The organism is Streptococcus sp. oral taxon 071 str. 73H25AP (genome assembly GCF_000146755.1).
GTDB classification, from domain to species: Bacteria; Bacillota; Bacilli; order Lactobacillales; family Streptococcaceae; genus Streptococcus; species Streptococcus oralis_T.
The window spans coordinates 681,042-705,654 of sequence record NZ_GL397254.1; the positions used below are offsets into that span (position 1 = coordinate 681,042).

The 24,613-nt window shown below is 41.1% G+C and carries 21 protein-coding genes and 1 tRNA gene; 17 read left to right on the top strand and 5 right to left on the bottom strand.

Translation table 11 applies throughout. The features are described 5' to 3' along the window. Positions 1 to 33: 33 nt before the first annotated feature. The 14 genes from HMPREF9189_RS05625 to HMPREF9189_RS05690 all read left to right on the top strand — a co-directional run bounded on the left by HMPREF9189_RS05625 (position 34) and on the right by HMPREF9189_RS05690 (position 16,539). Positions 34 to 690 carry an MmcQ/YjbR family DNA-binding protein gene (locus tag HMPREF9189_RS05625; protein ID WP_000461561.1) on the top strand — a complete coding sequence of 219 codons (657 nt, stop codon included), beginning with the start codon at positions 34 to 36 and terminating at the stop codon, positions 688 to 690. A gap of 314 nt (positions 691 to 1,004) precedes the next feature. Then, a complete protein-coding gene (locus HMPREF9189_RS05630) occupies positions 1,005 to 2,567 on the top strand; it encodes a 2-isopropylmalate synthase (RefSeq protein ID WP_001255108.1) in 1,563 nt (520 codons plus the stop codon). Positions 2,568 to 2,578: 11 nt separating this feature from the next. Further along, positions 2,579 to 3,616, top strand: a complete 1,038-nt coding sequence (gene leuB / locus HMPREF9189_RS05635) for a 3-isopropylmalate dehydrogenase (protein WP_000162533.1) — start codon at positions 2,579 to 2,581, stop codon at positions 3,614 to 3,616. After that, positions 3,613 to 3,882 carry a DUF1294 domain-containing protein gene (locus HMPREF9189_RS05640; RefSeq protein WP_000700088.1) on the top strand — a complete coding sequence of 90 codons (270 nt, stop codon included), beginning with the start codon at positions 3,613 to 3,615 and terminating at the stop codon, positions 3,880 to 3,882. Before leuB ends, HMPREF9189_RS05640 begins: the two co-directional genes overlap by 4 nt. 3 nt (positions 3,883 to 3,885) lie before the next feature. Beyond that, entirely contained in the window at positions 3,886 to 5,268 is a 1,383-nt protein-coding gene (leuC, locus tag HMPREF9189_RS05645; RefSeq protein WP_000907584.1) for a 3-isopropylmalate dehydratase large subunit, read from the top strand. Between the two features lie 9 nt (positions 5,269 to 5,277). Continuing rightward, complete coding sequence (gene leuD / locus HMPREF9189_RS05650) at positions 5,278 to 5,871, top strand: 3-isopropylmalate dehydratase small subunit (protein ID WP_000410626.1); 594 nt, start codon at positions 5,278 to 5,280, stop codon at positions 5,869 to 5,871. Between the two features lie 27 nt (positions 5,872 to 5,898). Continuing rightward, positions 5,899 to 6,678 (top strand): L-threonylcarbamoyladenylate synthase, encoded by a 780-nt coding sequence (locus HMPREF9189_RS05655; protein ID WP_000160508.1) that lies wholly within the window; start codon positions 5,899 to 5,901, stop codon positions 6,676 to 6,678. A gap of 164 nt (positions 6,679 to 6,842) precedes the next feature. Continuing rightward, positions 6,843 to 8,471, top strand: coding sequence for an AAA family ATPase (locus HMPREF9189_RS05660; protein ID WP_000391560.1), 1,629 nt, complete (start codon positions 6,843 to 6,845; stop codon positions 8,469 to 8,471). Then, a complete protein-coding gene (locus HMPREF9189_RS05665; RefSeq protein WP_025168509.1) occupies positions 8,458 to 9,762 on the top strand; it encodes an McrC family protein in 1,305 nt (434 codons plus the stop codon). Before HMPREF9189_RS05660 ends, HMPREF9189_RS05665 begins: the two co-directional genes overlap by 14 nt. A gap of 172 nt (positions 9,763 to 9,934) precedes the next feature. Continuing rightward, positions 9,935 to 10,921, top strand: a complete 987-nt coding sequence (locus HMPREF9189_RS05670) for a GMP reductase (protein ID WP_000931190.1) — start codon at positions 9,935 to 9,937, stop codon at positions 10,919 to 10,921. A gap of 66 nt (positions 10,922 to 10,987) precedes the next feature. Continuing rightward, positions 10,988 to 11,059: transfer RNA gene (locus HMPREF9189_RS05675), tRNA-Arg, on the top strand. 181 nt (positions 11,060 to 11,240) lie between these two features. Then, positions 11,241 to 11,939 carry a ribonuclease III gene (gene rnc / locus HMPREF9189_RS05680; RefSeq protein ID WP_000661473.1) on the top strand — a complete coding sequence of 233 codons (699 nt, stop codon included), beginning with the start codon at positions 11,241 to 11,243 and terminating at the stop codon, positions 11,937 to 11,939. Beyond that, positions 11,930 to 15,469, top strand: coding sequence for a chromosome segregation protein SMC (gene smc / locus HMPREF9189_RS05685; protein WP_000280894.1), 3,540 nt, complete (start codon positions 11,930 to 11,932; stop codon positions 15,467 to 15,469). Before rnc ends, smc begins: the two co-directional genes overlap by 10 nt. Positions 15,470 to 15,612: 143 nt before the next feature. Beyond that, positions 15,613 to 16,539: a bifunctional riboflavin kinase/FAD synthetase gene (locus HMPREF9189_RS05690; protein WP_000633642.1), complete on the top strand. Its 927-nt coding sequence runs from the start codon at positions 15,613 to 15,615 to the stop codon at positions 16,537 to 16,539. Positions 16,540 to 16,620: 81 nt separating this feature from the next. Here HMPREF9189_RS05690 and HMPREF9189_RS05695 read toward each other — a convergent pair whose 3' ends face one another. The 3 genes from HMPREF9189_RS05695 to HMPREF9189_RS12520 are packed head-to-tail and all read right to left on the bottom strand — an operon-like array spanning position 16,621 to position 18,470. Continuing rightward, complete coding sequence (locus tag HMPREF9189_RS05695) at positions 16,621 to 17,436, bottom strand: TIGR03943 family protein (protein ID WP_000617748.1); 816 nt, start codon at positions 17,434 to 17,436, stop codon at positions 16,621 to 16,623. Then, positions 17,433 to 18,338, bottom strand: coding sequence for a permease (locus tag HMPREF9189_RS05700; protein WP_000151874.1), 906 nt, complete (start codon positions 18,336 to 18,338; stop codon positions 17,433 to 17,435). The genes HMPREF9189_RS05695 and HMPREF9189_RS05700 overlap by 4 nt, the downstream gene beginning before the upstream one ends. Beyond that, positions 18,339 to 18,470, bottom strand: coding sequence for an SPJ_0845 family protein (locus HMPREF9189_RS12520; protein WP_000268696.1), 132 nt, complete (start codon positions 18,468 to 18,470; stop codon positions 18,339 to 18,341). Positions 18,471 to 18,606: 136 nt separating this feature from the next. On the opposite strand from HMPREF9189_RS12520, the gene HMPREF9189_RS05710 reads away from it, so the two are divergent. From HMPREF9189_RS05710 to HMPREF9189_RS05720, 3 genes are read left to right on the top strand one after another with little or no spacing between them, the layout of a single operon-like run. Continuing rightward, positions 18,607 to 20,736, top strand: coding sequence for a Tex family protein (locus HMPREF9189_RS05710; protein WP_000359107.1), 2,130 nt, complete (start codon positions 18,607 to 18,609; stop codon positions 20,734 to 20,736). Then, positions 20,723 to 21,166, top strand: a complete 444-nt coding sequence (locus HMPREF9189_RS05715; protein ID WP_001054536.1) for a SprT family protein — start codon at positions 20,723 to 20,725, stop codon at positions 21,164 to 21,166. The genes HMPREF9189_RS05710 and HMPREF9189_RS05715 overlap by 14 nt, the downstream gene beginning before the upstream one ends. A gap of 59 nt (positions 21,167 to 21,225) precedes the next feature. Beyond that, positions 21,226 to 21,498, top strand: coding sequence for a PspC domain-containing protein (locus tag HMPREF9189_RS05720; protein ID WP_001092791.1), 273 nt, complete (start codon positions 21,226 to 21,228; stop codon positions 21,496 to 21,498). A gap of 104 nt (positions 21,499 to 21,602) precedes the next feature. Here the strand turns inward: HMPREF9189_RS05720 and HMPREF9189_RS05725 are convergent, their stop codons facing one another. Both HMPREF9189_RS05725 and HMPREF9189_RS05730 read right to left on the bottom strand, forming a co-directional pair. Continuing rightward, positions 21,603 to 22,253 carry an ABC transporter ATP-binding protein gene (locus tag HMPREF9189_RS05725; RefSeq protein WP_000571616.1) on the bottom strand — a complete coding sequence of 217 codons (651 nt, stop codon included), beginning with the start codon at positions 22,251 to 22,253 and terminating at the stop codon, positions 21,603 to 21,605. Between the two features lies 1 nt (position 22,254). Beyond that, on the bottom strand, positions 22,255 to 24,249 hold the full coding sequence (locus HMPREF9189_RS05730) for a DUF1430 domain-containing protein (RefSeq protein WP_000832034.1): 1,995 nt from the start codon (positions 24,247 to 24,249) through the stop codon (positions 22,255 to 22,257). Between the last annotated feature and the right edge of the window lie 364 nt (positions 24,250 to 24,613).

Below are 24,613 nucleotides of genomic sequence, written 5' to 3' on the forward strand. Positions count from 1 at the left end.
GGAACTGCTAGCTTTTGGTAGCAGTTTTAACTTATGTTTGAAATTTTTAAATCCTATCAGTTTAATAAAGAAAAAGCCCATGCCTATGGTTTTGTAGAAAATGAGGAAGTCTGGACTTACAGTTGCCAGATTTTGCAGGGTGACTTTTTCATGACAGTCTCCATTACTACTGATAATGTGAGTTTTCAGGTCTTTGACCAGGAAACGGGTGACCTCTATCCTCAAGTACATATGGAAAGTATGCGGGGAAGTTTTGTAGGAAGTGTCCGCGAGGCTTGTTTGGAGATTCTCTACCAGATTCGGAAGGATTGCTTTGATGTGCAGGATTTTATCTGTCCTCAGACTAAGCGAATCATGTCTAAAGTTCAGGAAAAGTATGGTAATCAGTTGGAGTATCTGTGGGAAAAGTCGCCTGATACAGCAGTGTTAAGACATGAAGGAAATAAGAAGTGGTATGCTGTTATGATGAGAATCCCATGGGATAAGCTGGAAAAGGGCAGAGAAGGGCTAGTCGAAGCAGTCAATATCAAACACGATCAAGTGGCTGACTTGCTTTCAAAAAAAGGCATTTATCCAGCCTTTCATATGAACAAACGCTACTGGATTAGTCTGGCGCTTGATGATAGTTTGCTAGATGAAGAAGTGTTAGAACTCATCGAAAGAAGTTGGAATTTGACTGTGAAAAAATAAGGAAAGTTACTTGAGTTTTCAAATACTTTCAATTAGCAAAATATTCTTTACTGAAGAAATTTTCAGAAAATAATGGATTTTTTCTTGACAAGTGTTTTTAGCTATGCTAAAATACTAAACAAGATATCAAACGAAGGAGAAAGTCAAACATGAAAACAGCTAAGTTTAATCAATTTGCTTTGTTGTTGAGGTACTCGGGCTAGTGCAGAAGCATTAGTCCTGTTTGGCTTACCAAGCGGGAGTAAATCAACATCTCGCTTGGGTTCCCGAGCGAGATGTTTTTTCTATACTGAAATTTTGAAGGGGGAATTCTTATGCGTAGAGTTGAGTTTCTAGACACCAGTCTCCGTGATGGTGAGCAGACACCAGGTGTTAATTTTTCAATCAAGGAAAAGGTTGCCATCGCAAGACAGCTGGAGAAATGGGGTATTTCAGCCATCGAAGCTGGTTTTCCGGCAGCGAGTCCAGATTCATTTTTGGCAGTTCAGGAAATTGCCAAGGTCTTAAAGAAAACTGCTGTAACTGGTTTGGCACGTTCGGTCAAGTCTGATATAGATGCTTGTTACGAGGCGCTTAAGGATGCCAAGTATCCACAGGTTCATGTCTTTATCGCTACCAGTCCGATTCACCGCAAGTATAAGCTAAATAAGAGCAAGGAAGAGATTTTAGAAGCTATTAAGGAGCATGTTTCTTACGCACGTTCTAAGTTTGAAATTGTCGAATTTTCTCCAGAGGATGCGACCAGGACAGAGTTGGATTTCCTCTTGCAAGTCGTTCAAACAGCAGTTGATGCAGGTGCGTCTTATATCAATATCCCTGACACGGTTGGATTTACCACGCCAGAAGAGTACGGAGCTATTTTCAAACACTTGATTGAGAATGTCAAGACGAATCGTCAGATTATCTATTCACCTCACTGTCATGATGACCTCGGAATGGCAGTGGCTAACAGCCTTTCTGCTGTCAAGAATGGTGCAGGACGAGTCGAAGGGACCATCAATGGTATCGGGGAGCGAGCCGGTAATGCAGCCCTTGAAGAAATAGCAGTGGCCCTCAATATTCGCCAAGATTACTACCAAGCAGAAACAAGTATTGTCCTAAATGAAACCATCAATACGTCAGAAATGGTTTCTCGCTTCTCTGGTATTCCAGTTCCTAAAAACAAGGCTGTCGTTGGTGGCAATGCCTTCTCTCATGAATCGGGTATTCACCAAGATGGAGTTCTTAAAAACCCTCTCACTTATGAAATCATCACACCTGAATTGGTCGGTGTTAAGAGTAATAGTCTTCCGCTTGGAAAATTGTCAGGTCGCCATGCCTTCGTTGAGAAACTAAGAGAATTGGCCATAGATTTTACAGAAGAGGATATCAAACCACTCTTTGCTAAGTTCAAGGCACTAGCGGACAAGAAACAAGAAATCACTGATGCAGATATTCGTGCGCTGGTCGCTGGAACCATGGTTGAAAATCCAGAAGGCTTCCACTTTGATGATTTACAACTTCAAACTCATGCAGACAATGACATCGAAGCGCTTGTTAGCCTGGCTAATATGGATGGTGAGAAGGTCGAGTTCAATGCGACAGGACAAGGATCTGTTGAAGCGATCTTTAATGCTATCGATAAGTTCTTTAACCAATCTGTCCGTTTGGTGTCCTATACCATTGATGCTGTGACAGATGGAATTGATGCTCAAGCTCGTGTCTTGGTTACTGTTGAAAACAGAGATACAGAGACCATCTTTAACGCGGCAGGTCTTGACTTCGATGTATTGAAGGCTTCGGCGATTGCTTATATCAATGCCAATACCTTTGTTCAAAAAGAGAATGCTGGTGAGATGGGGCGCAGCGTTTCCTATCGAGACATGCCTAGTGTGTAAAGGAGAAGGCTATGACAAAGAAAATAGTAGCACTAGCAGGGGATGGAATTGGTCCAGAAATTATGGAAGCTGGTTTAGTGGTTCTGGAAGCTCTAGCTTCAAAAACAGGTTTTGACTATGAGATTGACAGATGCCCCTTTGGGGGTGCAGGTATTGATGCTGCGGGGCATCCCTTACCTGATGAAACCCTCAAGGCATGTAGAGAAGCAGATGCTATTCTCCTAGCAGCTATCGGTAGTCCCCAGTATGATGGGACAGTGATTCGACCTGAACAAGGCTTGCTGGCTCTTCGTAAGGAACTCAACCTCTATGCTAATATTCGCCCCGTAAAAATCTTTGATAGTCTTAAGCATTTATCACCTCTCAAACCGGAACGAATTGCTGGTGTAGACTTTGTCGTGGTACGTGAGTTGACAGGTGGGATTTACTTTGGAGATCATATCCTTGACGAGCGAAAAGCGCGTGATATCAACGACTACAGCTATGAGGAAGTAGAGCGGATTATTCGTAAGGCCTTTGAAATTGCAAGCAATCGCAGAAAAATCGTTACTAGTATCGATAAGCAAAATGTTCTAGCAACATCAAAACTCTGGCGAATAGTGGCTGAGGAAGTTGCGCAGGATTTCCCAGATGTAACCTTGGAGCACCAGTTGGTGGACTCAGCTGCCATGCTCATGATTACCAATCCTGCTAAGTTTGATGTCATCGTGACAGAGAATCTCTTCGGAGATATCTTATCTGATGAATCAAGTGTTCTATCTGGTACACTTGGAGTCATGCCATCAGCTAGTCATTCTGAAAAAGGTCCAAGTCTTTATGAGCCTATTCACGGTTCAGCGCCTGATATTGCAGGTCAAGGAATTGCCAACCCTATCTCCATGATTTTGTCAGTTGCTATGATGTTGAGAGATAGCTTTGGACGTTATGAGGATGCAAGCCGTATTGAACAAGCTGTAGAAGCCAGTTTGGCAGCAGGAATTTTAACGAGAGATATTGGAGGACAGGCTTCGACCAAGGAAATGACAGAAGCCATCATTGAAAGATTATGAAGATAAATGAAGGAATCACGCTTGCCCTCTTGATTTGGAATTTGCTGATTTTCTTGATTTATGGAATCGACAAATCCAAGGCAAGGAGAGGTGCTTGGCGGATACCAGAGAAAATTCTCTTAACTATAGCACTTGTCTGTGGTGGTTTTGGTGCTTGGTTATCAGGAATGACTTTTCACCACAAGACTCGAAAATGGTATTTTAAAACGGTTTGGTTCCTTGGGATGGTAACCACACTAGTAGCCCTATATTTCATTTGGAGGTAATGGATGGCAGGAAAATCGATTTTTGATAAACTATGGGATCGTCATGTCGTCACAGGAGAAGAGGGGCAGCCCCAACTCATGTATGTGGATCAACACTATATCCACGAGGTGACCAGTCCTCAGGCTTTTCAAGGATTGCGAGATGCAGGTCGCAGATTGAGACGGCCAGACTTGACATTTGGAACTTTTGATCATAATGTTCCAACCGTCAATATCTACGATATTCGAGATGTTATTTCTAAGGCTCAAATTGATAAGCTCGCTGAAAATGTTGAGGAGTTTGGTATTGAACATGCGGCCCATGGTTCTGAAAAGCAGGGAATCGTTCACATGGTAGGTCCAGAAACAGGACGGACCCAACCAGGGAAATTCATCGTCTGTGGAGATAGCCACACAGCTACTCACGGAGCTTTCGGAGCTATCGCCTTTGGGATTGGGACCAGTGAGGTCGAGCATGTCTTTGCCACCCAGACCCTCTGGCAGGTCAAACCCAAGAAAATGCTGGTAGAATTCACTGGTGTTCCTCAAAAAGGAGTTTATTCCAAGGATTTTATCCTCGCCTTGATATCCAAGTATGGTGTTGCCTGCGGTGTTGGCTATGTGGTGGAATATCGTGGGGAAGCGGTTGATGCTCTGACCATGGAAGAGAGAATGACCATCTGCAATATGTCCATCGAGTTTGGCTCTAAGATGGGGATTATGAATCCGGATCAGACCACCTATGACTATCTCAAGGGACGAGAATGTGTTCCAGAAGCTTTCGAGGAGGCGATTGCTGACTGGAAAACCCTTGTCAGTGATGAGGATGCTGTCTATGATAAGGTTATCCAGATGGATGTCTCAGACTTGGCTCCCATGGTGACTTGGGGAACCAATCCTGCTATGGGGGTTGACTTTGACAGTAGCTTCCCAGAAATTAAGGATATGAACGATGAACGAGCTTATCATTACATGAACTTGGAGCCTGGTCAAAAGCCAGCGGATATTGAACTAGGTTATATTTTTATCGGTTCATGTACCAATGCTCGTCTCAGCGATTTACAGCTGGCTGCGCGATTTGTCAAAGGGAAGAAGATTGCTCCCAATCTAACAGCAATCGTAGTGCCAGGTTCTCGTCCTGTTAAACGAGCTGCTGAGAAGTTGGGCTTGGACAAGGTCTTTCTGGATGCTGGCTTTGAGTGGAGAGACCCAGGTTGCTCTATGTGCCTAGGGATGAATCCTGACAAGGTCCCTGATGGTGTTCACTGTGCCTCAACCAGTAACCGCAACTTTGAAGACAGACAAGGATTTGGTGCTAAAACCCATCTTTGCAGTCCAGCCATGGCAGCGGCGGCAGCTATTGCAGGGCGTTTCGTAGATGTTCGGCAGATGCCAGAAGCCCAGTAAGGAGAGGATATGGAGAAATTTACAGTTTATACGGGAACGACCGTTCCTCTCATGAATGATAACATTGACACCGACCAAATCCTTCCCAAGCAGTTTCTCAAGTTAATCGATAAGAAAGGCTTTGGTAAGTACCTCATGTATGCTTGGCGTTATCTGGACGATAAGTATACTGAGGATCCTGACTTTGTCTTTAACCGGCCTGAATATCGTAAAGCCAGTATTCTTATCTCAGGGGATAACTTTGGGGCAGGGTCGTCCAGAGAACACGCAGCTTGGGCTCTAGCCGACTATGGTTTTAAGGTCGTGATTGCAGGGTCTTTTGGGGACATTCATTACAATAATGAACTCAATAATGGTATGTTGCCCATTGTCCAGCCCAGAGAGGTTCGAGAGAAACTAGCCCGGCTCAAACCGACTGACCAGGTAACAGTGGACTTGGAAAAACAGAAAATCATCTCACCAGTTGGAGAATTCACTTTCGAAATCGATAGCGAATGGAAACACAAGCTCTTAAATGGTTTGGATGATATTGGTATCACCTTGCAGTATGAAGATTTGATTGCTGCCTATGAAAAACAACGCCCAGCTTACTGGCAAGAATAGAATAAAAATAGAAAAGGAAATAGAACTATGACAAAACACATTCAATGGAACGGAACACTTTCACAAGAAGGCTATGACATTTTAAAAGGTGAGGGCGGATGTATCGTTTGTCCTACCAAAGTTGGTTACATCATCATGACGAGCGATAAGGCAGGACTTGAACGTAAGTTTGAAGCAAAAGAGCGTAACCGTAACAAACCCGGAGTTGTCCTCTGTGGTAGCATGGATGAGCTTCGCGCTTTAGCACAACTCAATCCAGAAATTGAAGCCTTCTACCAAAAACATTGGGATGAAGATATCCTCCTCGGTTGTATCCTTCCTTGGAAACCAGAGGCCTTTGAAAAACTCAAAGCTTACGGTGATGGTCGTGAAGAACTCATGACAGACGTTCGTGGTACTAGCTGTTTTGTCATTAAATTCGGGAAAGCAGGAGAACAATTGGCTGCTAAACTTTGGGAAGAAGGCAAGATGGTCTACGCCTCATCTGCAAACCCATCTGGAAAAGGAAACCGCGGTAAGGTCGAAGGAATCGGAGAACGTATCGAAGGAGCAGTGGATCTTGTCATCGAAGCTGACGATTATGTAGCATCCATCCAACCTGACAAAACCATTGAAACTCGCTACGAGCAAGGTGTGATGGTCTCTATGGTCGATAAGGACGGCAATCTCATCCCAGAACAAGGAGGAGCTCGCTCAATCTCACCAGCTCCAGTTGTTATCCGTAAAGGGCTTGACATTGATAAAATCATGATGCATTTGTCAGATACCTTTAACTCATGGGATTATCGTCAAGGGGAGTATTACTAAGATAAAAAAAGAGTCTAGTGTTGAGAGGTGATAAAACCCTCTACACTGGGCTTTTTCTTTAGAAATTCTTTCCTTTTTCTATGGGATATGATATTCTATATATGAAATAGGGTTTTGAAATATTAAATACTAACTAGCCTATAATATGAAAATGGAGTTACAAAATGGAAGAAAAATTAAATTATTGGATGATAGTTGCAGGAGGAGGTGGAAAAGTTTGGTCTTTATTTAAAGAAGAGAATATAGCTTGTATAGATTTTGATTCTAATTTATCTAATATTTTAGATTACAATAATCCTGAAGAATTGAAGCAAGGAAAGCAGAGAAATTTATTTATTTGGAAGTTTGCACATGACATAAAAATAAATGATTATATAATAGCTACCTCAGGATTTAACAAAATTTTAGGTATTGGACAATGTGTGAAAACATATTACTTTGATGAAACAAAAACAGAGTTTAAACATTGTATTGGTGTTAATTGGTTGAAAGTAGATGGTGGATGGGAATACCAAAGAAAAAAAGGTACAAGACAAACCATCAACTGGGATAGAAATTCAGAACGTATCAATTTATATAAATCTATTCTAAATGGTACATACAGAAAAAATATAGAGAAAGTTGTTATGAATAAAAATATTAACGATTATTTAGATAAATTAAAAAAATCCAAAAACCTCATCCTCCGTGGTGCACCTGGCACAGGAAAAACTTATCTTGCTAAAGAAATTGCTATGGAGTTAACGGGTGGCAACGAAGACCAAATCGGCTTTGTACAATTTCACCCATCTTATGATTATACGGATTTTGTTGAGGGTTTAAGACCGGATTCAAATGAGGATGGCAGTATATTTTTTAAATTAAAAGAAGGTATTTTTAAGAAGTTTTGTCAGAATGCTATAGATGCTCAGAAAACTGGAGGACAAGATAATTTTGAGGAAGCGTGGAGGAAGCTAACGGATGCTATCAATGAAAAGCAAGGACAATACTTCTTTCCTCGTAGTTCTGTTCCAGCCAGTTTAAATAGTCAAGGGAATGTGAAGTTTGATTCTCCTGTTGCTACCAAAGAAAAAGTGTATCTTTTGTACAAGGGTGAAGATACTAATTTAAAGTACGAAACTTATCAAAAAATTGTTTTGGATCACATGAAAGAAAGTTATGGTTTATGTGATTATGTATCCCCAATGATTAACACAGACAAGAAATTCGTTTTCATCATCGATGAAATCAACCGTGGGGAGATTTCTAAGATTTTTGGTGAACTCTTTTTCTCTATTGACCCTGGCTATCGTGGTGAAAAGGGAAGTGTATCTACCCAATATGCTAATCTACACGAAAGTGATGACAAGTTTTATATTCCTGAGAATGTCTATATTATAGGAACTATGAATGATATTGACCGCTCGGTAGATACCTTTGATTTTGCTATGCGTCGTCGTTTCCGCTTTGTTGAAGTTACTGCTGAAAGTCAAGTTGCTATGTTGGATAAAGAACTGGGTATCCATGCAGAAGAAGCAAAAATTCGTCTAAGAAACTTGAATACTGCTATCGAAAACGTTCAGGAATTAAACAGTCATTATCATATCGGACCAAGTTATTTCCTTAAGTTGAAGGATGTAGATTTTGACTATGAATTACTCTGGTCTGATTATCTCAAACCACTTTTGGAAGATTACTTACGAGGTTCTTATGAAGAGGCTGAAACTCTGGGTACATTGAAAAAAGCATTTGATCTGACAAATAAGGAGCAAACAGAACCCCAAGATACTGGTGATAATGATGCGGATAACTGATAATCAGCATAGAATTGCTAAAGAAGACTTTGTTGCAGAATATCCCAAACTAAGTCAAGCTCTTCATGATAGAACACTGGATAACCTTTCTAGAGAGGACCGTATCTTTATATTTCCAAATGACCTGCAATATTCTCCTGACTTAGATAAGGACCAAAAGATTTTTGAAACAGTCAATCAGAAAATCAAGACAGGTAATGTGATTGGTTTTCTGGGGTGTGATCAGGAAAGATTGACGATTTCCTCTCGTTTTTCTGATGAAAGTAACGACCATTTTTTGCATTATCTTTTACAAAAGGTTCTCAATATCAATCTGACTAGTTTAGATGTCGGTCTGTCTCCTGAAGATAAGCTCTATCAACTCTTGATTTACCTCTTTCCCAAATATCTGCAAGCTGCTCTCAGAAAAGGTCTTTATAAGGAATACCAGCGATTTTTCCATAACGATAGTCATGTGAAGGGCGTACTAGATGTTGGAAATCATCTGAAAAAAAATCTCCCTTTTATGGAAAATATTGCCTATACAACTAGAGAGTTTACTTATGATAATCCACTCATGCAGTTGATTCGACATACGATTGAGTACATAAAGAATCAGAAAAGTTTCGGAGTTCTGCTCGATAGTAATCGTGAAAATATGACAGAAATTACTCGTGTAACTCCAGCTTATAAACTAGCTAATCGTGCCAAGATTATCAGAATGAATAAAATCAAACCCATCCGACACGCCTATTTCAGAGAGTATAGAAAATTACAGGAACTCTGCTTGATGATTCTGAGTAGAGAAAAGCATGGTCTTGGACCTCAAGCCCAAAGGGTACATGGTATTCTTTTTGATGTTGCCTGGCTTTGGGAAGAGTATGTTTACACCTTGTTGCCAAAAGGTTTTGTACATCCCAGAAATAAGGATAAGACGGATGGAATTTCAGTATTTTCTGTTGGGAAACGAAAAGTATATCCAGATTTTTATAACAGAGAACGAAAGATTGTTCTAGATGCAAAATATAAAAAACTGGAGTTCACTGAAAAAGGAATTAACCGCGAGGACTTGTTCCAGCTGATTTCCTATTCTTATATTTTAAAAGCTGAGAAAGCTGGACTGATTTTTCCTAGTATGGAGCAGTCAGTAAATAGTGAAATAGGAAAAGTAGCTGGTTATGGAGCTCAAGTGAAGAAGTGGTCTATTCGAATCCCTCAGAATGCCTCATTCTATAGTGCATTTTGTAAAATGATGGAAAATTCAGAAGAAAATTTTAAAGCGATTATTGATGAAGAAGTGGAGAGAAGGTAATCTCTTCACTTTTTTGCTATTTATATAAGTAATTTCCGAACGATATAATGTGATTATTACAAATATTTGACAAAAACTGTACTTTGATTTATAATAAATCAAGGAAACGTCGGAAAAGACGTAGGGATGCGCAAGCATAGGTAGGTCATTATAAAAGAAACGAGACATCGATATGTTAAATGAATTTCCAATTTTTGATTACGAAGATATTCAGTTGATCCCTAATAAATGTGTGATTAAAAGCCGTTCAGAAGCGGATACAAGTATTACGTTTGGAAAACACACTTTTAAACTACCTGTTGTGCCAGCAAATATGCAGACAATTTTGGATGAGAACGTAGCAGAGCAACTGGCTAAAGGCGGTTACTTCTACATTATGCATCGTTTTGATGAAGCGGGACGCATTCCTTTTATCAAACGTATGCACGATCAAGGGATCATTGCTTCCATTTCTGTTGGTGTTAAGGATTACGAGTATGACTTTGTTAGCCAGCTCAAGGCTGATGCTCCGGAATACATCACGATTGACATTGCTCATGGTCATGCGGATAGCGTGATTTCTATGATTCAACACATCAAGAAAGAGTTGCCAGATACTTTTGTCATTGCTGGGAATGTGGGAACACCAGAAGCTGTTCGTGAATTGGAAAATGCGGGTGCGGATGCAACTAAGGTTGGAATCGGTCCTGGTAAGGTTTGTATCACCAAGGTGAAAACAGGTTTTGGCACTGGCGGTTGGCAGTTGGCTGCCCTTCGCTGGTGTGCTAAGGCGGCTCGCAAACCGATTATCGCTGATGGTGGGATTCGTACACACGGTGACATTGCCAAGTCTATCCGTTTCGGTGCTAGCATGGTCATGATTGGTTCCCTTTTTGCAGGACACATCGAAAGCCCAGGGAAAACGATTGAAGTCGATGGCGAACAGTTCAAAGAATACTATGGTTCAGCTTCTCAATACCAAAAAGGAGCTTATAAAAACGTGGAAGGAAAACGCATCTTACTTCCTGCCAAAGGACATTTGCAAGATACCCTCACTGAGATGGAGCAGGATCTGCAAAGTGCCATTTCCTACGCAGGTGGACGCAAGGTTGCTGACCTCAAGCACGTTGATTATGTTATCGTGAAAAACTCTATCTGGAATGGTGATGCATCCCACTAAGACGGGCTATACGGCTAGAAAAAAACTTGTTATTAGAGCAAATTTTTGTTATAATGGAACAAGTTTCCACCCTTAGTGTAATGGATATCACGTAAGATTCCGGTTCTTGAGATGGGGGTTCGATTCCCTCAGGGTGGATGTAAAAAGCCTATGAAAGCCTTAAATAAGGCTTTTTTTTAGCCCTACCCAAATTAGCCCCTAAAATTGAAAAGTTTGTTTTAAATAATGCTCAAATCCCCTCTAGTCCCATTTTAAAGTGACTCAGGGGGCTTTTTTTGATATAATAAAAGAGACTGTTATCAGTTAGAAAGAGGTTGGTATGAAAGAATTACAAACTGTACTAAAGAAGCGTTTTGCAATCGAATTTGCAGACAAGAATTTATTGGAAACGGCTTTTACTCATACGAGTTATGCCAATGAGCACCGCCTCTTAAAAATTTCACACAATGAGCGCTTGGAATTTTTAGGAGACGCTGTTCTGCAATTATTGATTTCAGAATATCTGTATAAAAAATATCCTAAGAAACCAGAGGGAGATTTGTCCAAACTCCGTGCTATGATTGTCCGTGAGGAGAGTTTGGCTGGTTTTGCGCGTGATTGCCAGTTTGATCAGTTTATCAAGCTAGGAAAAGGGGAAGAAAAGTCTGGTGGTCGCAATCGTGACACCATTCTTGGAGATGCCTTTGAAGCCTTTTTGGGAGCGTTACTTTTAGACAAGGATGTTGCTAGGGTAAAAGAGTTTATCTATCAGGTCATGATTCCCAAGGTTGAAGCAGGTGACTTTGAAATGATTAAGGATTACAAGACACACTTGCAAGAACTGCTCCAAGTCAATGGAGATGTGGATATTCGCTACCAGGTGACCTCTGAGACGGGGCCTGCCCATGATAAGGTTTTTGATGTAGAAGTTCTGGTTGAGGGCAAGAGTATCGGAAAAGGTCAAGGCCGTTCTAAAAAATTAGCAGAGCAAGAGGCCGCAAAAAATGCCGTTGAGAAAGGGCTGGGTTCATGTATTTAAAGGAGATTGAGATCCAGGGATTCAAGTCTTTTGCTGACAAGACCAAGGTCGTTTTTGATCAAGGTGTGACAGCTGTCGTTGGGCCAAATGGATCTGGAAAGTCAAATATCACAGAAAGTCTGCGATGGGCCTTGGGTGAGTCCAGTGTTAAGAGTCTTCGTGGTGGCAAGATGCCCGATGTTATTTTTGCTGGAACTGAAAGTCGCAAACCACTCAATTATGCCTCTGTTATCGTGACCTTGGATAATGAAGATGGTTTTATCAAGGATGCGGGTCAAGAAATCAAGGTAGAACGCCATATCTATCGTAGTGGAGATAGTGAGTATCGAATTGATGGCAAGAAAGTCCGTCTGCGTGATGTACACGACCTTTTCTTAGATACAGGTCTGGGACGGGATTCCTTCTCTATTATTTCTCAAGGGAAGGTTGAGGAGATTTTTAATTCCAAGCCTGAGGAACGCCGAGCTATTTTTGAAGAAGCCGCTGGAGTTTTAAAGTACAAGACTCGTAGAAAAGAAACAGAAAGCAAACTACAGCAAACTCAAGACAACCTAGACCGCTTAGAGGATATTATCTATGAGTTGGACAATCAAATCAAACCTCTTTCCAAACAAGCTGAGAATGCTCGTAAGTTTCTCGACCTGGATGGTCAACGTAAGGCTATTTACTTGGATGTACTGGTTGCCCAAATCAAGGAAAACAAGGCTGAACTAGAACTGACAGAAGAAGAACTATCTCAGGTTCAGGAACTTTTGACTAGTTATTATCAAAAACGTGAAGAGTTAGAAGAAGAAAATCAAAGTCTTAAAAAGAAACGCCAAGATCTCCAAGCTCAAATGTCTAAAGACCAAGGAAGCTTGATGGATCTGACGAATCTGATAAGTGATTTAGAGAGAAAATTAGCCTTATCAAAACTAGAGTCCGAGCAAGTAGCCCTCAATCAACAAGAAGCACAAGCCCGTTTGGCGACTTTAGAAGACAAGAGAAAGGCGCTAAGTAAAGAAAAATCTGAAAAAGAAGCAAATCTGGCACAGTTAGAGGAAAGTCTAACCGAAAACAACAAGGAACTCAATCGTTTAGAGGCAGAATTGTTGGCTTTCACAGACGATCCTGACCAGATGATTGAGCTCTTGCGAGAACGCTTTGTCGCTCTTTTACAAGAAGAAGCGGATGTCTCAAATCAACTGACTCGCATCGAGAATGAACTAGAGAACAGCCGTCAGTTATCTCAAAAACAAGCAGATCAAGTTGAGAAACTGAAAGAACAACTGGCTACAGCTAAAGAGAAGGCTAGTCAGCAAGAGGCTGAACTTGAAACTGCCAAGGAGCAGGTTCAGAAATTATTGGCAGACTACCAAGCTAGTGCCAAGGAGCAAGAGGAGCAGAAAGTTTCTTACCAAGCCCAGCAGAGCCAACTATTTGACCGTCTGGATAGTCTCAAAAACAAGCAGGCTAGAGCCCAAAGTTTAGAGAATATCCTTAGAAATCATAGCAACTTTTACGCGGGTGTTAAGAGTGTTCTCCAAGAAAAAGACCGCCTAGGTGGGATTATTGGTGCAGTTAGTGAGCATTTGACTTTTGATGTTCATTATCAAACTGCCCTAGAAATTGCGCTTGGAGCAAGCAGTCAGCACATCATCGTAGAAGATGAGAATGCGGCGACTAAGGCTATTGATTTCCTCAAACGTAACAGAGCTGGTCGTGCAACCTTTCTTCCATTGACGACTATCAAGGCTCGTACGATTTCTAGTCAGAATCAAGATGCTATCGCTGCAAGTCCGGGATTTCTGGGAATGGCAGATGAGTTGGTGTCGTTTGACAAGAGACTAGAAGCCATTTTCAAGAATTTGCTGGCTACGACGGCTATCTTTGATACTGTAGAACATGCGCGTGCCGCAGCTTACCAAGTTCGTTATCAGGTTCGTATGGTGACACTGGATGGGACAGAGTTGCGTACTGGTGGTTCCTACGCGGGTGGTGCCAATCGCCAGAATAACAGTATCTTCATCAAGCCAGAACTGGAGCAATTACAAAAAGAAATTACTAAAGAAGAAACTGACTTGCGGTCAGAAGAAGCGACTTTGAAGACCTTGCAAGATGAGATGGCGGTATTGGCAGAAAGACTAGAAGCTATCAAATCTCAGGGTGAGCAAGCTCGTATTCAGGAGCAAGGTTTGTACCTCGCCTGTCAACAAACCAATCAGCAGGTCGAAGAACTGGAAACGCTTTGGAAACTTCAAGAAGAGGAATTTAATCGTCTTTCTGAAGGAGATTGGCAAGCGGACAAGGAAAAATGCCAAGAGCGCCTTGCTACTATTGCCAGTGAAAAGCAAAATCTGGAAGCTGAGATTGAAGAGATTAAGTCTAACAAAAACGCTATTCAAGAACGCTATCAAAACTTGCAGGAACAGATTTCTCAAGCGCGCTTGCTTAAGTCCGAACTGCAAGGACAGAAGCGGTACGAAGTGACTGATATTGAACGCTTAGGCAAGGAACTGGATAATCTGGATATCGAGCAAGAGGAAATTCAGCGCCTTCTCCAAGAAAAGGTTGATAATCTTGAGAAAGTGGATACGGATTTGCTAAGTCAGCAGGTGGAAGAGGCTAAAACTCAGAAAGCCAATCTTCAACAAGGTCTGATTCGCAAGCAGTTTGAGTTGGATGATATTGAAGGTCAGCTAGATGATATTGCCAGTCATTTGGATCAAGCTCGCCAGCAGAACGAGGAGTGGATTCGTAAACAAACACGTGCTGAAGCTAAGAAGGAAAAGATCAGCGAACGCTTGCGCCATCTACAAGGTCAGTTAACAGACCAGTACCAGATTAGCTACAATGAGGCTCTAGAAAAGGCTCATGAACTGGAAAATCTCAATCTGGCGGAGCAAGAGGTTAAAGATCTTGAGAAGGCTATTCGCTCACTGGGTCCAGTCAATTTGGATGCTATTGAACAGTACGAAGAAGTTCACAACCGTCTGGATTTCCTCAATAGCCAACGAGATGATATTCTGTCTGCGAAAAATCTACTCCTTGAGACCATCACAGAGATGAATGATGAGGTTAAGGAACGCTTCAAATCAACCTTCGAAGCTATTCGTGAGTCCTTTAAAGTGACCTTTAGACAGATGTTTGGCGGAGGTCAAGCAGACTTGATATTGACTGAGGGCGATCTTTTAACAGCTGGTGTGGAGATTTCTGTTCAACCTCCAGGTAAGAAAATCCAATCTCTCAACCTCATGAGTGGTGGGGAAAAAGCCCTATCTGCTCTGGCTCTGCTCTTCTCCATTATCCGTGTTAAGACCATTCCTTTCGTCATCTTGGACGAGGTAGAAGCGGCGCTGGACGAAGCCAATGTTAAACGTTTTGGGGATTACCTCAACCGCTTTGACAAGGATAGTCAGTTTATCGTCGTAACCCACCGTAAGGGGACGATGGCGGCAGCGGACTCTATCTATGGAGTTACCATGCAAGAATCAGGTGTGTCTAAGATTGTTTCGGTTAAGTTAAAAGATTTGGAAGAAACAATAGACTAGTTACTAAACGATAGCATCTCTTAGGAGGTGCTATTTTTTAAAACTAAAGCGCTAATTTTTCTCTTACGGTCGGTTCAGGCGCAAAAAACGACATTTGGGATTTCCTCTTAGCGAAAAGACTTTCTCTATGATATAATAGTTTTATGATTACAACAGTACCTATTAAGAACGAAAAAGACATTGCAGTACCGGGGAAAACAGTCCTTGTATTAGGTTATTTTGATGGTATCCACAAGGGACATCAGAAACTTTTTGAAGTGGCCAGTAAGGCTTCGATGAAGGATTATCTGCCAGTTGTCGTGATGACCTTTACAGAGTCGCCAAAACTTGCCTTGCAACCTTACCAACCTGAGCTCATGCTTCACATCGTCAATCATGAGGAGCGGGAGCACAAGATGAAGTGGCACGGAGTAGAGGCTCTTTTCTTACTGGACTTTAGTAGCAAATTTGCTAGTTTAACGGGTCAAGAATTCTTTGATACATATGTTAGAGCTTTAAAACCAGCGATTATCGTAGCAGGATTTGATTATACGTTTGGTTCAGATAAGAAAACTGCGGATGACCTGAAGGATTATTTTGATGGAGAGATTATCATTGTTCCTCCGGTTGAAGATGAGAAGGGCAAGATCAGTTCCACACGGATTCGTCAGGCAATTCTTGATGGAGATGTAAAGGAAGTCAATCATCTGCTCGGCACTCCGCTCCCATCTCGTGGAATGGTCGTTCATGGAAATGCTCGTGGGCGTACGATCGGTTATCCAACAGCCAATCTGGTCCTAAGAGATCGAACCTACATGCCAGCAGATGGTGTATATGTAGTCGATGTCGAAGTGCAACGTCAAAGATATCGTGGCATGGCGAGCGTTGGCAAAAATGTCACCTTTGATGGAGAAGAACCACGTTTTGAAGTCAATATTTTTGACTTTTCAGATGATATTTACGGTGAGACAGTCATGGTCTACTGGCTGGACCGTGTTCGCGATATGGTCAAATTTGACTCCGTAGAGGAACTGGTAGACCAACTCCAGAAAGACGAAGAGATTGCTCGAAACTGGAAGGATGGAGAGTGAGAGTTTTTTATCAATTTGAAAGAGTAGATAGAATGAAATTCATATAATGGACAAAAAAAGTAGCCTGACAAGGCTACTTTTTTAAAACACACGATAGACATAAGGATTTTCTGGTTTGTCTACTTTTGTGAAACTCTCAACTTCCAGTGTTGGGAGTTTTTGTTTGAGTTCTTTATGGTAGTGGAGGGTCAGGGTTCCTCTAGCGGTAATCCAGGTATTGTCAGGATACTGGCGTGAGTTTCCCTTGGTCAAGAGCCCATATACACCAGAGTCTGCGATACAGTGGATGATCCCGAATCGAAAGAGGAACTGGCTATCTGGATGGCTAGGATCGTTATAGACAAAGCCTGTAAACTCGATTTTCTTTCCTTCAAACTCTTGAGGATAGTCATAGAGAACTTCCATGAACTCCATATAGTTTTCATCTGTGACTTGAATGGTTGGCAGGGAGAGGTATTTATCAGCTGTAGACCTCATTTCCTTTTCATAAGCAGATTTGGAAAAATAGGTGCTGGTATCGGGTTTGAGGTATTGACTGGATGTTCCTTCGCTTGCCTGAATGGCTGTGTTGATTCCCTCAGCAAGTGGGAAATGATATCCTTTGGCAGATACGGTTCTCGAGTCCAAACTTACTGTCGGAAAGGCAACTCCAATCAAGAGAGGTAGTGACAGTAACAGGATGCTGATTTGTCTAGCTTGACGACTTTCCATATGGCTGTGAGAGTTGATTTTCTTAATCCAAATGTAGAATTGGACTAGAGCCAACAGAAGAGAAAGGATCATGGAGATATAGACTAGATAGGAGTAGTGGAGGTTGATGTAGTGACTGAGCTTTCCAGATAGCTTTAGGTAAAGGGTCAGAGAAAAATAGCCCAGTAGAATGAAAAATCGAATCATAGCATCACCCCTATAATGTAAGAATAAAGCAAAACAAGCAGAGTCACGATGCCCATAAATTGCCAGATGAAGTTGGTCTTGAGATAGTGTTTCATCATGAGGAGATTTTTGATATCAAGCATGGGGCCAATGACTAGAAAAGCAAGGACTGGTGCTAGGCCGAAGCTCGAGAGGAGAGAAGCTCCGATAAAGGCGTCCGCCTCGCTACAAAGCGAGAGGAGAAAGGCAAGAAACATGAGCAAGAGAATCGCAAGGACTGGACTAGCACTGATAGAGGTCAGGATCCGAGTCGGGACATAGACTTGCACGATAGCTGCAAAGAGACAACCAAAGACCAAATAGCGCCCCATATCGAAAAACTCGTCAATAGCCTGTATAAAGACCTGAAAGACTTTTCTAGCAGGCTTCAAATGAGAAAAACCATGCTCATGACAAGCAATAGAGTTCTCTTTTTGGATGGGTTCCTTCCAGAAAAATCCTAGAAAAATTCCTAACACCAATGCGACTACAATGGCTCCCAGAGCTCGCAAGATGGTAATTTTTAAGGAATTGCCAAAGGCAGAATAAGTAGCGAAAAGAACGATTGGATTGATGATAGGAGCAGTCACCAGAAAGGGAACGGCCGTGTAGCTGGGGACTTTCTTTTCCAAAAAACGATTGATAATCGGGACGATTCCACACTCACAAGAGGGAAAGAGACAGCCGATGAAGGTACCAAAAAAAATCCTCCCCCAACGATTGCGAGGGAGAAATTCAGTGACTCTATCTGGTGTGATATAGACTTCAATCCAGCCTGAAATGAGACTCCCAATCAGAACAAAAGGCAGAGCCTCGATGATAATGGAGAGAAAAATGGCTCCCGCTTGTAATACACTAGGAGGAAGAGATTGGAAAATTGTCATCTATTTTTTCTTCTCAACTTTTTCTTTTTTATCTTTGTCGTCTGGAAAAGTGACCTGTGTTAAGTCAGGAAGTTTGGCAAATTCTTCAAACATCTTGTCCAAGTCATCAGTTTTTGTAAATTTAACAGCCATGGGCCTACCTCTTTTCTAAATTCTACCTCTATTATACTATTATTTTGCGGAAAAGGGATTATTTTTATTTTGATAATCAAAGAGGTAAAAACAGGTAAGGTGAAACAAGCCTTGTCCCTTATGGTATAATAGGTTTATGGATAAAAAATATGAAAAAATCTCCCAAGATTTGGGTGTAACCTTAAAGCAAATCGATACCGTTCTAAGTTTGACTGCCGAAGGGGCGACCATTCCCTTTATCGCGCGTTATCGAAAGGATATGACTGGTAGTCTGGATGAAGTGGCGATTAAGGCTATTATCGACTTGGATAAAAGCCTGACTAATCTCAATGACCGCAAGGAAGCAGTCTTGGCTAAGATTCAAGAACAAGGCAAGCTAACAAAGGACTTGGAAGAAGCTATCTTAGCTGCCGAAAAACTAGCAGATGTAGAAGAGCTTTATCTTCCATACAAGGAAAAGCGTCGGACCAAGGCAACCATTGCTCGTGAAGCTGGACTCTTTCCTCTCGCACGCTTGATTTTGCAGAATGTAGCTGACTTAGAGAAAGAGGCCGAGAAGTTTGTCTGTGAAGGATTTGCGACTGGTCAAGAAACCTTAGCTGGAGCAGTTGATATCTTGGTAGAAGCTTTATCTGAAGATGTCAATCTACGTGCTATTACCTATCAGGAAGTGTTGAGACATTCTAAAATCACTTCGCAGGTCAAGGATGAAAGTCTTGATGAAAAACAAGTCTTTCAGATTTATTACGATTTTTCAGAGACGGTTGGTAATATGCAGGGCTATCGTACCTTGGCCCTCAACCGTGGGGAAAAATTAGGCATCTTGAAAGTTGGCTTTGAACATGCGACGGATCGTATCCTAGCTTTCTTTGCTGCTCGTTTCAAGGTGAAAAATGCCTATATTGATGAAGTTATTCAACAGTCAGTTAAGAAAAAGGTCTTGCCTGCTATCGAGCGCCGTATTCGGACAGAATTGACTGAGAAAGCGGAAGAAGGGGCTATCCAACTCTTTTCAGACAATCTGCGCAATCTCCTCTTGGTTGCTCCGCTAAAAGGCCGCGTGGTTCTAGGCTTTGACCCTGCCTTTCGTACAGGTGCCAAGCTGGCTGTCGTTGATGCAACGGGGAAAATGCTGACGACACAAGTCATTTATCCTGTCAAACCAGCCTCAGCTCGTCAAATCGAAGAAGCAAAGAAAGATTTGGCAGACTTGATTGGTCAATACAGCGTGGAAATTATTGCCATCGGAAATGGGACGGCCAGTCGTGAAAGTGAAGCCTTTGTGGCGGAAGTTCTGAAAGATTTTCCAGAAGTGAGCTATGTCATTGTCAATGAAAGTGGCGCTTCTGTCTATTCTGCCAGCGAACTTGCTCGTCAGGAATTTCCAGAATTAACCGTTGAAAAACGATCGGCTATCTCTATCGCCCGTCGTTTGCAAGATCCCCTTGCTGAATTGGTTAAAATTGATCCTAAGTCAATCGGTGTCGGGCAATACCAACACGATGTCAGTCAGAAGAAACTGTCTGAAAGTCTGGACTTTGTCGTCGATACCGTGGTTAACCAGGTTGGCGTCAATGTCAATACAGCCAGCCCAGCACTTCTCTCCCATGTAGCTGGACTCAATAAAACTATCTCTGAAAATATTGTCAAATATCGTGAGGAAGAAGGAAAAATCACTTCACGCGCTCAAATTAAGAAAGTTCCTCGTCTGGGAGCTAAGGCCTTTGAACAGGCTGCAGGTTTCCTCCGTATCCCAGAAAGTAGCAATATCCTCGATAATACAGGAGTTCACCCTGAAAACTATGCTGCAGTTAAGGAGCTCTTCAAATGTTTAGATATTATAGACCTAAACGAAGAAGCACAAAGTAAGCTGAAGTCCCTTTCTGTCAAGGAAATGGCGCAAGAACTAGAACTTGGCCCAGAAACCCTTAAAGATATTATTGCAGATCTTCTCAAACCAGGTCGAGATTTCCGTGATTCTTTTGATGCACCTGTGCTTCGCCAAGATGTCCTGGATATCAAGGATTTAGTAGTTGGACAGAAGCTGGAAGGAGTGGTGCGTAACGTCGTTGACTTCGGTGCCTTCGTTGATATCGGGATTCACGAGGACGGCTTGATTCATATTTCCCACATGAGTCGCAAATTTATCAAACACCCCAGCCAAGTGGTGTCTGTTGGAGATTTGGTAACGGTTTGGGTTAAAAAAATCGATACTGAACGTGAAAAAGTTAATCTGTCGCTCCTAGCTCCAGATGAATCTAACTGAGTACGTTCAGTCTGTTTCCTTCGAAGACTTTGGTAGGCCTTTCACACACCAAGCCCAGTGGAATCCTCGTCTGCGAACGACAGGTGGGCGATTTTTCCCAAAGGATGGGCATTTGGATTTTAATCCCAAGGTTTATGATGAACTTGGTTTGGAGGTTTTTCGGAAAATCGTGCGCCATGAACTCTGTCACTATCACCTTTATTTTCAGAAAAAAGGATATCGACATAAGGACCGAGATTTTAAAGAACTTTTGAAAGAAGTGGATGGGCTGCGCTTTGTTCCCCCTTTGAAAGACCAAAGTACCTACCTAGTCTATCAGTGTCAATCCTGCCAGCAATCCTATCAACGAAAGAGGAAGATTGACACGAAACGCTATCGCTGTGGCGTCTGCCGTGGTAAACTCGTCATCTTAAATCGGCCTAAGGACTGATGTTTGTGCCCCTGTTTCATGCTATACTAGTTGTAAGAATACCGAAAGAGGAAACAATCATGAATACAAAATTTTATAAAATGAGACGAAATCGTATGGTGTCGGGAGTCTTAGCTGGTCTATCAGACAAGTGGAATTTTGATGTAACCTTAGTTCGCTTTCTCTTCGCCATTTTTACCATATCAAATTTTGGGATTGGCGTGATTATTTACATCATCCTCGCCTCTATCCTGCCAACTAAGGAAGAAATCGAAGCCGAAATGTACGGAACAGGACCACGAAAACGCAAGGAAGCCCAAGCCATTGATGACAATGATGGCTGGTTTTGGTGAGATTTAACAGGGATAATTTATTATTTGCACTATGTTACTTAAAAGAAGCAGCATAAATGACTGAAAATCCCTTGTGGTTATTTAGCCACAAGGGATTTTGATATTTAAGTATATTCTTTTCCATCTTGAGAGAGATGAATTACCTGATCAGCCATTTTCCAAATACTAGGATTGTGAGTTGCGATGATAATTGTTCTATTAGCATTACGAAGTTCAAGGAGAATTTCCATAATTTCCTTGGAATTTTTTGGATCTAGCGAGGCGGTAGGCTCATCAGCTAAAATTAAAGGAGGATCTTTCAGGATAATCTTAGCAAGCGCTACGCGTTGAGCTTCACCACCAGATAATTCATAGATTTTTTGGTTGAGACTTAGATAATCCAGTCTGACAGCTTGCAGTGCTTGAAGAAGAAGTCTCTCTTTTTCTTGTTTCTTGTTCTGTTTTTTGCCAATCAGTCCCAGCTCAAGGTTTTCTCGAATGGTCTGACTTTCTAATAGTCCGAAGTTCTGGAAGAGATAACCTAGCTCGTTACGATAGAATTCCTCATTTTTTAGAGAAGTCAAAGATTTTCCTTTGTAAACTATTTCTCCTTTGTCGAAAGTCTCTAGTTTTGCAAGCATATTGAGCAAAGTGGTTTTTCCACAACCACTGTCTCCTATCAAAGCATACACCATACCACTTTGAAAATTCAGATTCAAGTCTGAAAAAATAATACGAGAACCAAATTGTTTCCAAATATGTTGTAATTCAATCATACTATCCTCCTTTGATGATGCTAGCATAGGTTTTACTTTCCTTCTTATCACAAATCTTCAATAGAAGAACGGCTAAACTTGAAAAGCTGAAAAATAGGATCAGGGTAATCCAGATATTCTTAGAAATAATGAAAGCTAGACCACTTCCGAGAAAGAGAGCTATTATTTGAGAAGTGATATATTTACGGTGTAATTCAAAGAAATAATAGCCTGCGATTTTTTTCAAGAATATGGTTTTGCGAAAGGCTTCAAAATAGAGCAGATTTAAACTTGTAAACAGCAAAATTGAAGTCAAAATAGCAAACATAGCACTCGCTAAGTTACTAAAAATTTCGATTTTAATTTTTTGATTTAACTGGAGATAGGTTTCCCTAGCAGGCAATAGCCTTGAGACCATATGATCAAGTTGATAGTGTTTCAAAAGTTCTTGTGTTTGGTGGAGGTCTGTAAAATAGAGATATTCTAGATTTGTAAACCAGAAGATGGAGGAAGCCTTGCCAAGTGCTTTAGGAGAAAGCACAAGAAAGATGGGATTTGATAACCATTGATCATAAGCAATATGGGCGGTATTATAGAGAAATACATCATTTTTTTGATTGGTATAAGCTATACTAACTTCGACAGTTTGATTAGACTCGCTACTGTATAATCGGTTGGTTAACTCTTGTTGCAAGGTTGATTTTATATCTTTTTCATTTTTTTGTAGTTCTTCTGGGAGTATGGCAAGGATCTGTCCATCTTTGAGGGTGTTGATTTTTTGAAAGGTTTCTGATGTTAACTTTATACCTTCTTTTTTGAAGTAGTTAGGTGTTACATAGAGAATATTTTTTTCTTCCACACCATAAGGGTTATTTTCAGTTTCATTATGATTTGAGGTAGCTTGCTTAAGAGCTTGCTCAACTAGATTATGTTTAATAAGGAAGGCATTCTCATTATCTATAGCATGCTGAATAAAGTCAAACCATTTATCAGCATTTGTCTGCAGTTCATCTAAATTTTTCATCTGACTGGAACGCCCTGTTTGAAGAGTAACAACATTGGAGCGTTGTTCCCAAGTAGCTTGTCCAGCCTCATTTTTCTCAAGTATATGATAGTAAGTAGACATACGTCCAAATCCTACAATAACCAGTAGAATGGCAAGTACCTGACCAAAGTAGAGAATGCGTAGAATTGACTTGATTGGTAATTTTCCTTTGATGATAGAGAGGAGATGAACTTTTTTCAAAGAAATGGTAAAAAGAAGGGCAATTAGGAGGCTAAGTAAGAAAAGTAGGCTATTGTAAAGAATAAAAAGTATTCCTAAAAAAGTTTGAACCTCATAAGGATATCCTAGGGAAATGAGCAAGACACTTGCTATCAGCAAAGCAGGTAGACCAAAAAGAAGGATATCAAGTCCGTCTCTTGCGAGAGAACGAAAGAAGAGATGGCTCAGTTGTTCTCCAGAAATCAATCGAATCCCTGACTGAGAGAGAGATTGAATTTGGCCAATAACAATCAAAGCTAAGAAAGTCAGCAAAAAGATTAACATACTGGTAAGCTGATTAGGTTGGGTAAAGAGGGCAAGTACAAAGGATACTCTGTCATTTTCAAATGCATTCGCTTTTTCTAGTCCAAGTTCTTTCAGATGAGTAGCCAATTCTTGACTAGTTAGGGATCCGCTGATAATATTGTAGTTGTTGAGAAGATCGCTCTTGTGAATGCTTTCTTGACTTGCTGGAGGCATCCAGTCTGGGAGTTTCCCATCTCCAAAAACTTCGTAGTAAGTTTGTGATTTTCCATCACTATCTACTTCCCAAATGGTTCTTGCGATAAGACTATTATGTTCTTTAGCAAGACTATTTAATTCTTCTTTAACGGTAGAATAATCTGCTTGCCCACTTAATACTGCTGCACCCGGGAACAGGATTTGTGGAAGAGAGTCTTTCCAAAAGGACAGAGTGGCAATGAGAAAGAAAGTTAAAAGAAGATTGCTGATGAAGAGAAAAACACGTTTCATAGGAACCTCTTTCTAAAAAGAGGGGCTGAACCTCCCTCCTTATAGCAGTGATACGAATGATAGTTTAGCACTTTTAAAAATAATTAGCAGAAAGCCAATTCTTTTAAAAGATGTTAAAGAAAGCCTTTTCATAATTTAATTTTACTATTATTTTAAGAATAAAACAAGCAATGACAGGACTTCTTTATAGTAGCTATTTTCAAAAATATTCTTCAATCTTACAAAAATGTAAGATTAAAGTCTCTTTTGTAAGGTTAGGTTATGGCAAGCCATCTTTTTTTGCGATAAACTATACTCATAAAGAACAAAGGAGCAAAACCATGAAAAGAATTTTACAAAAGAAAAGAAGAAAACCAAGTCAAAA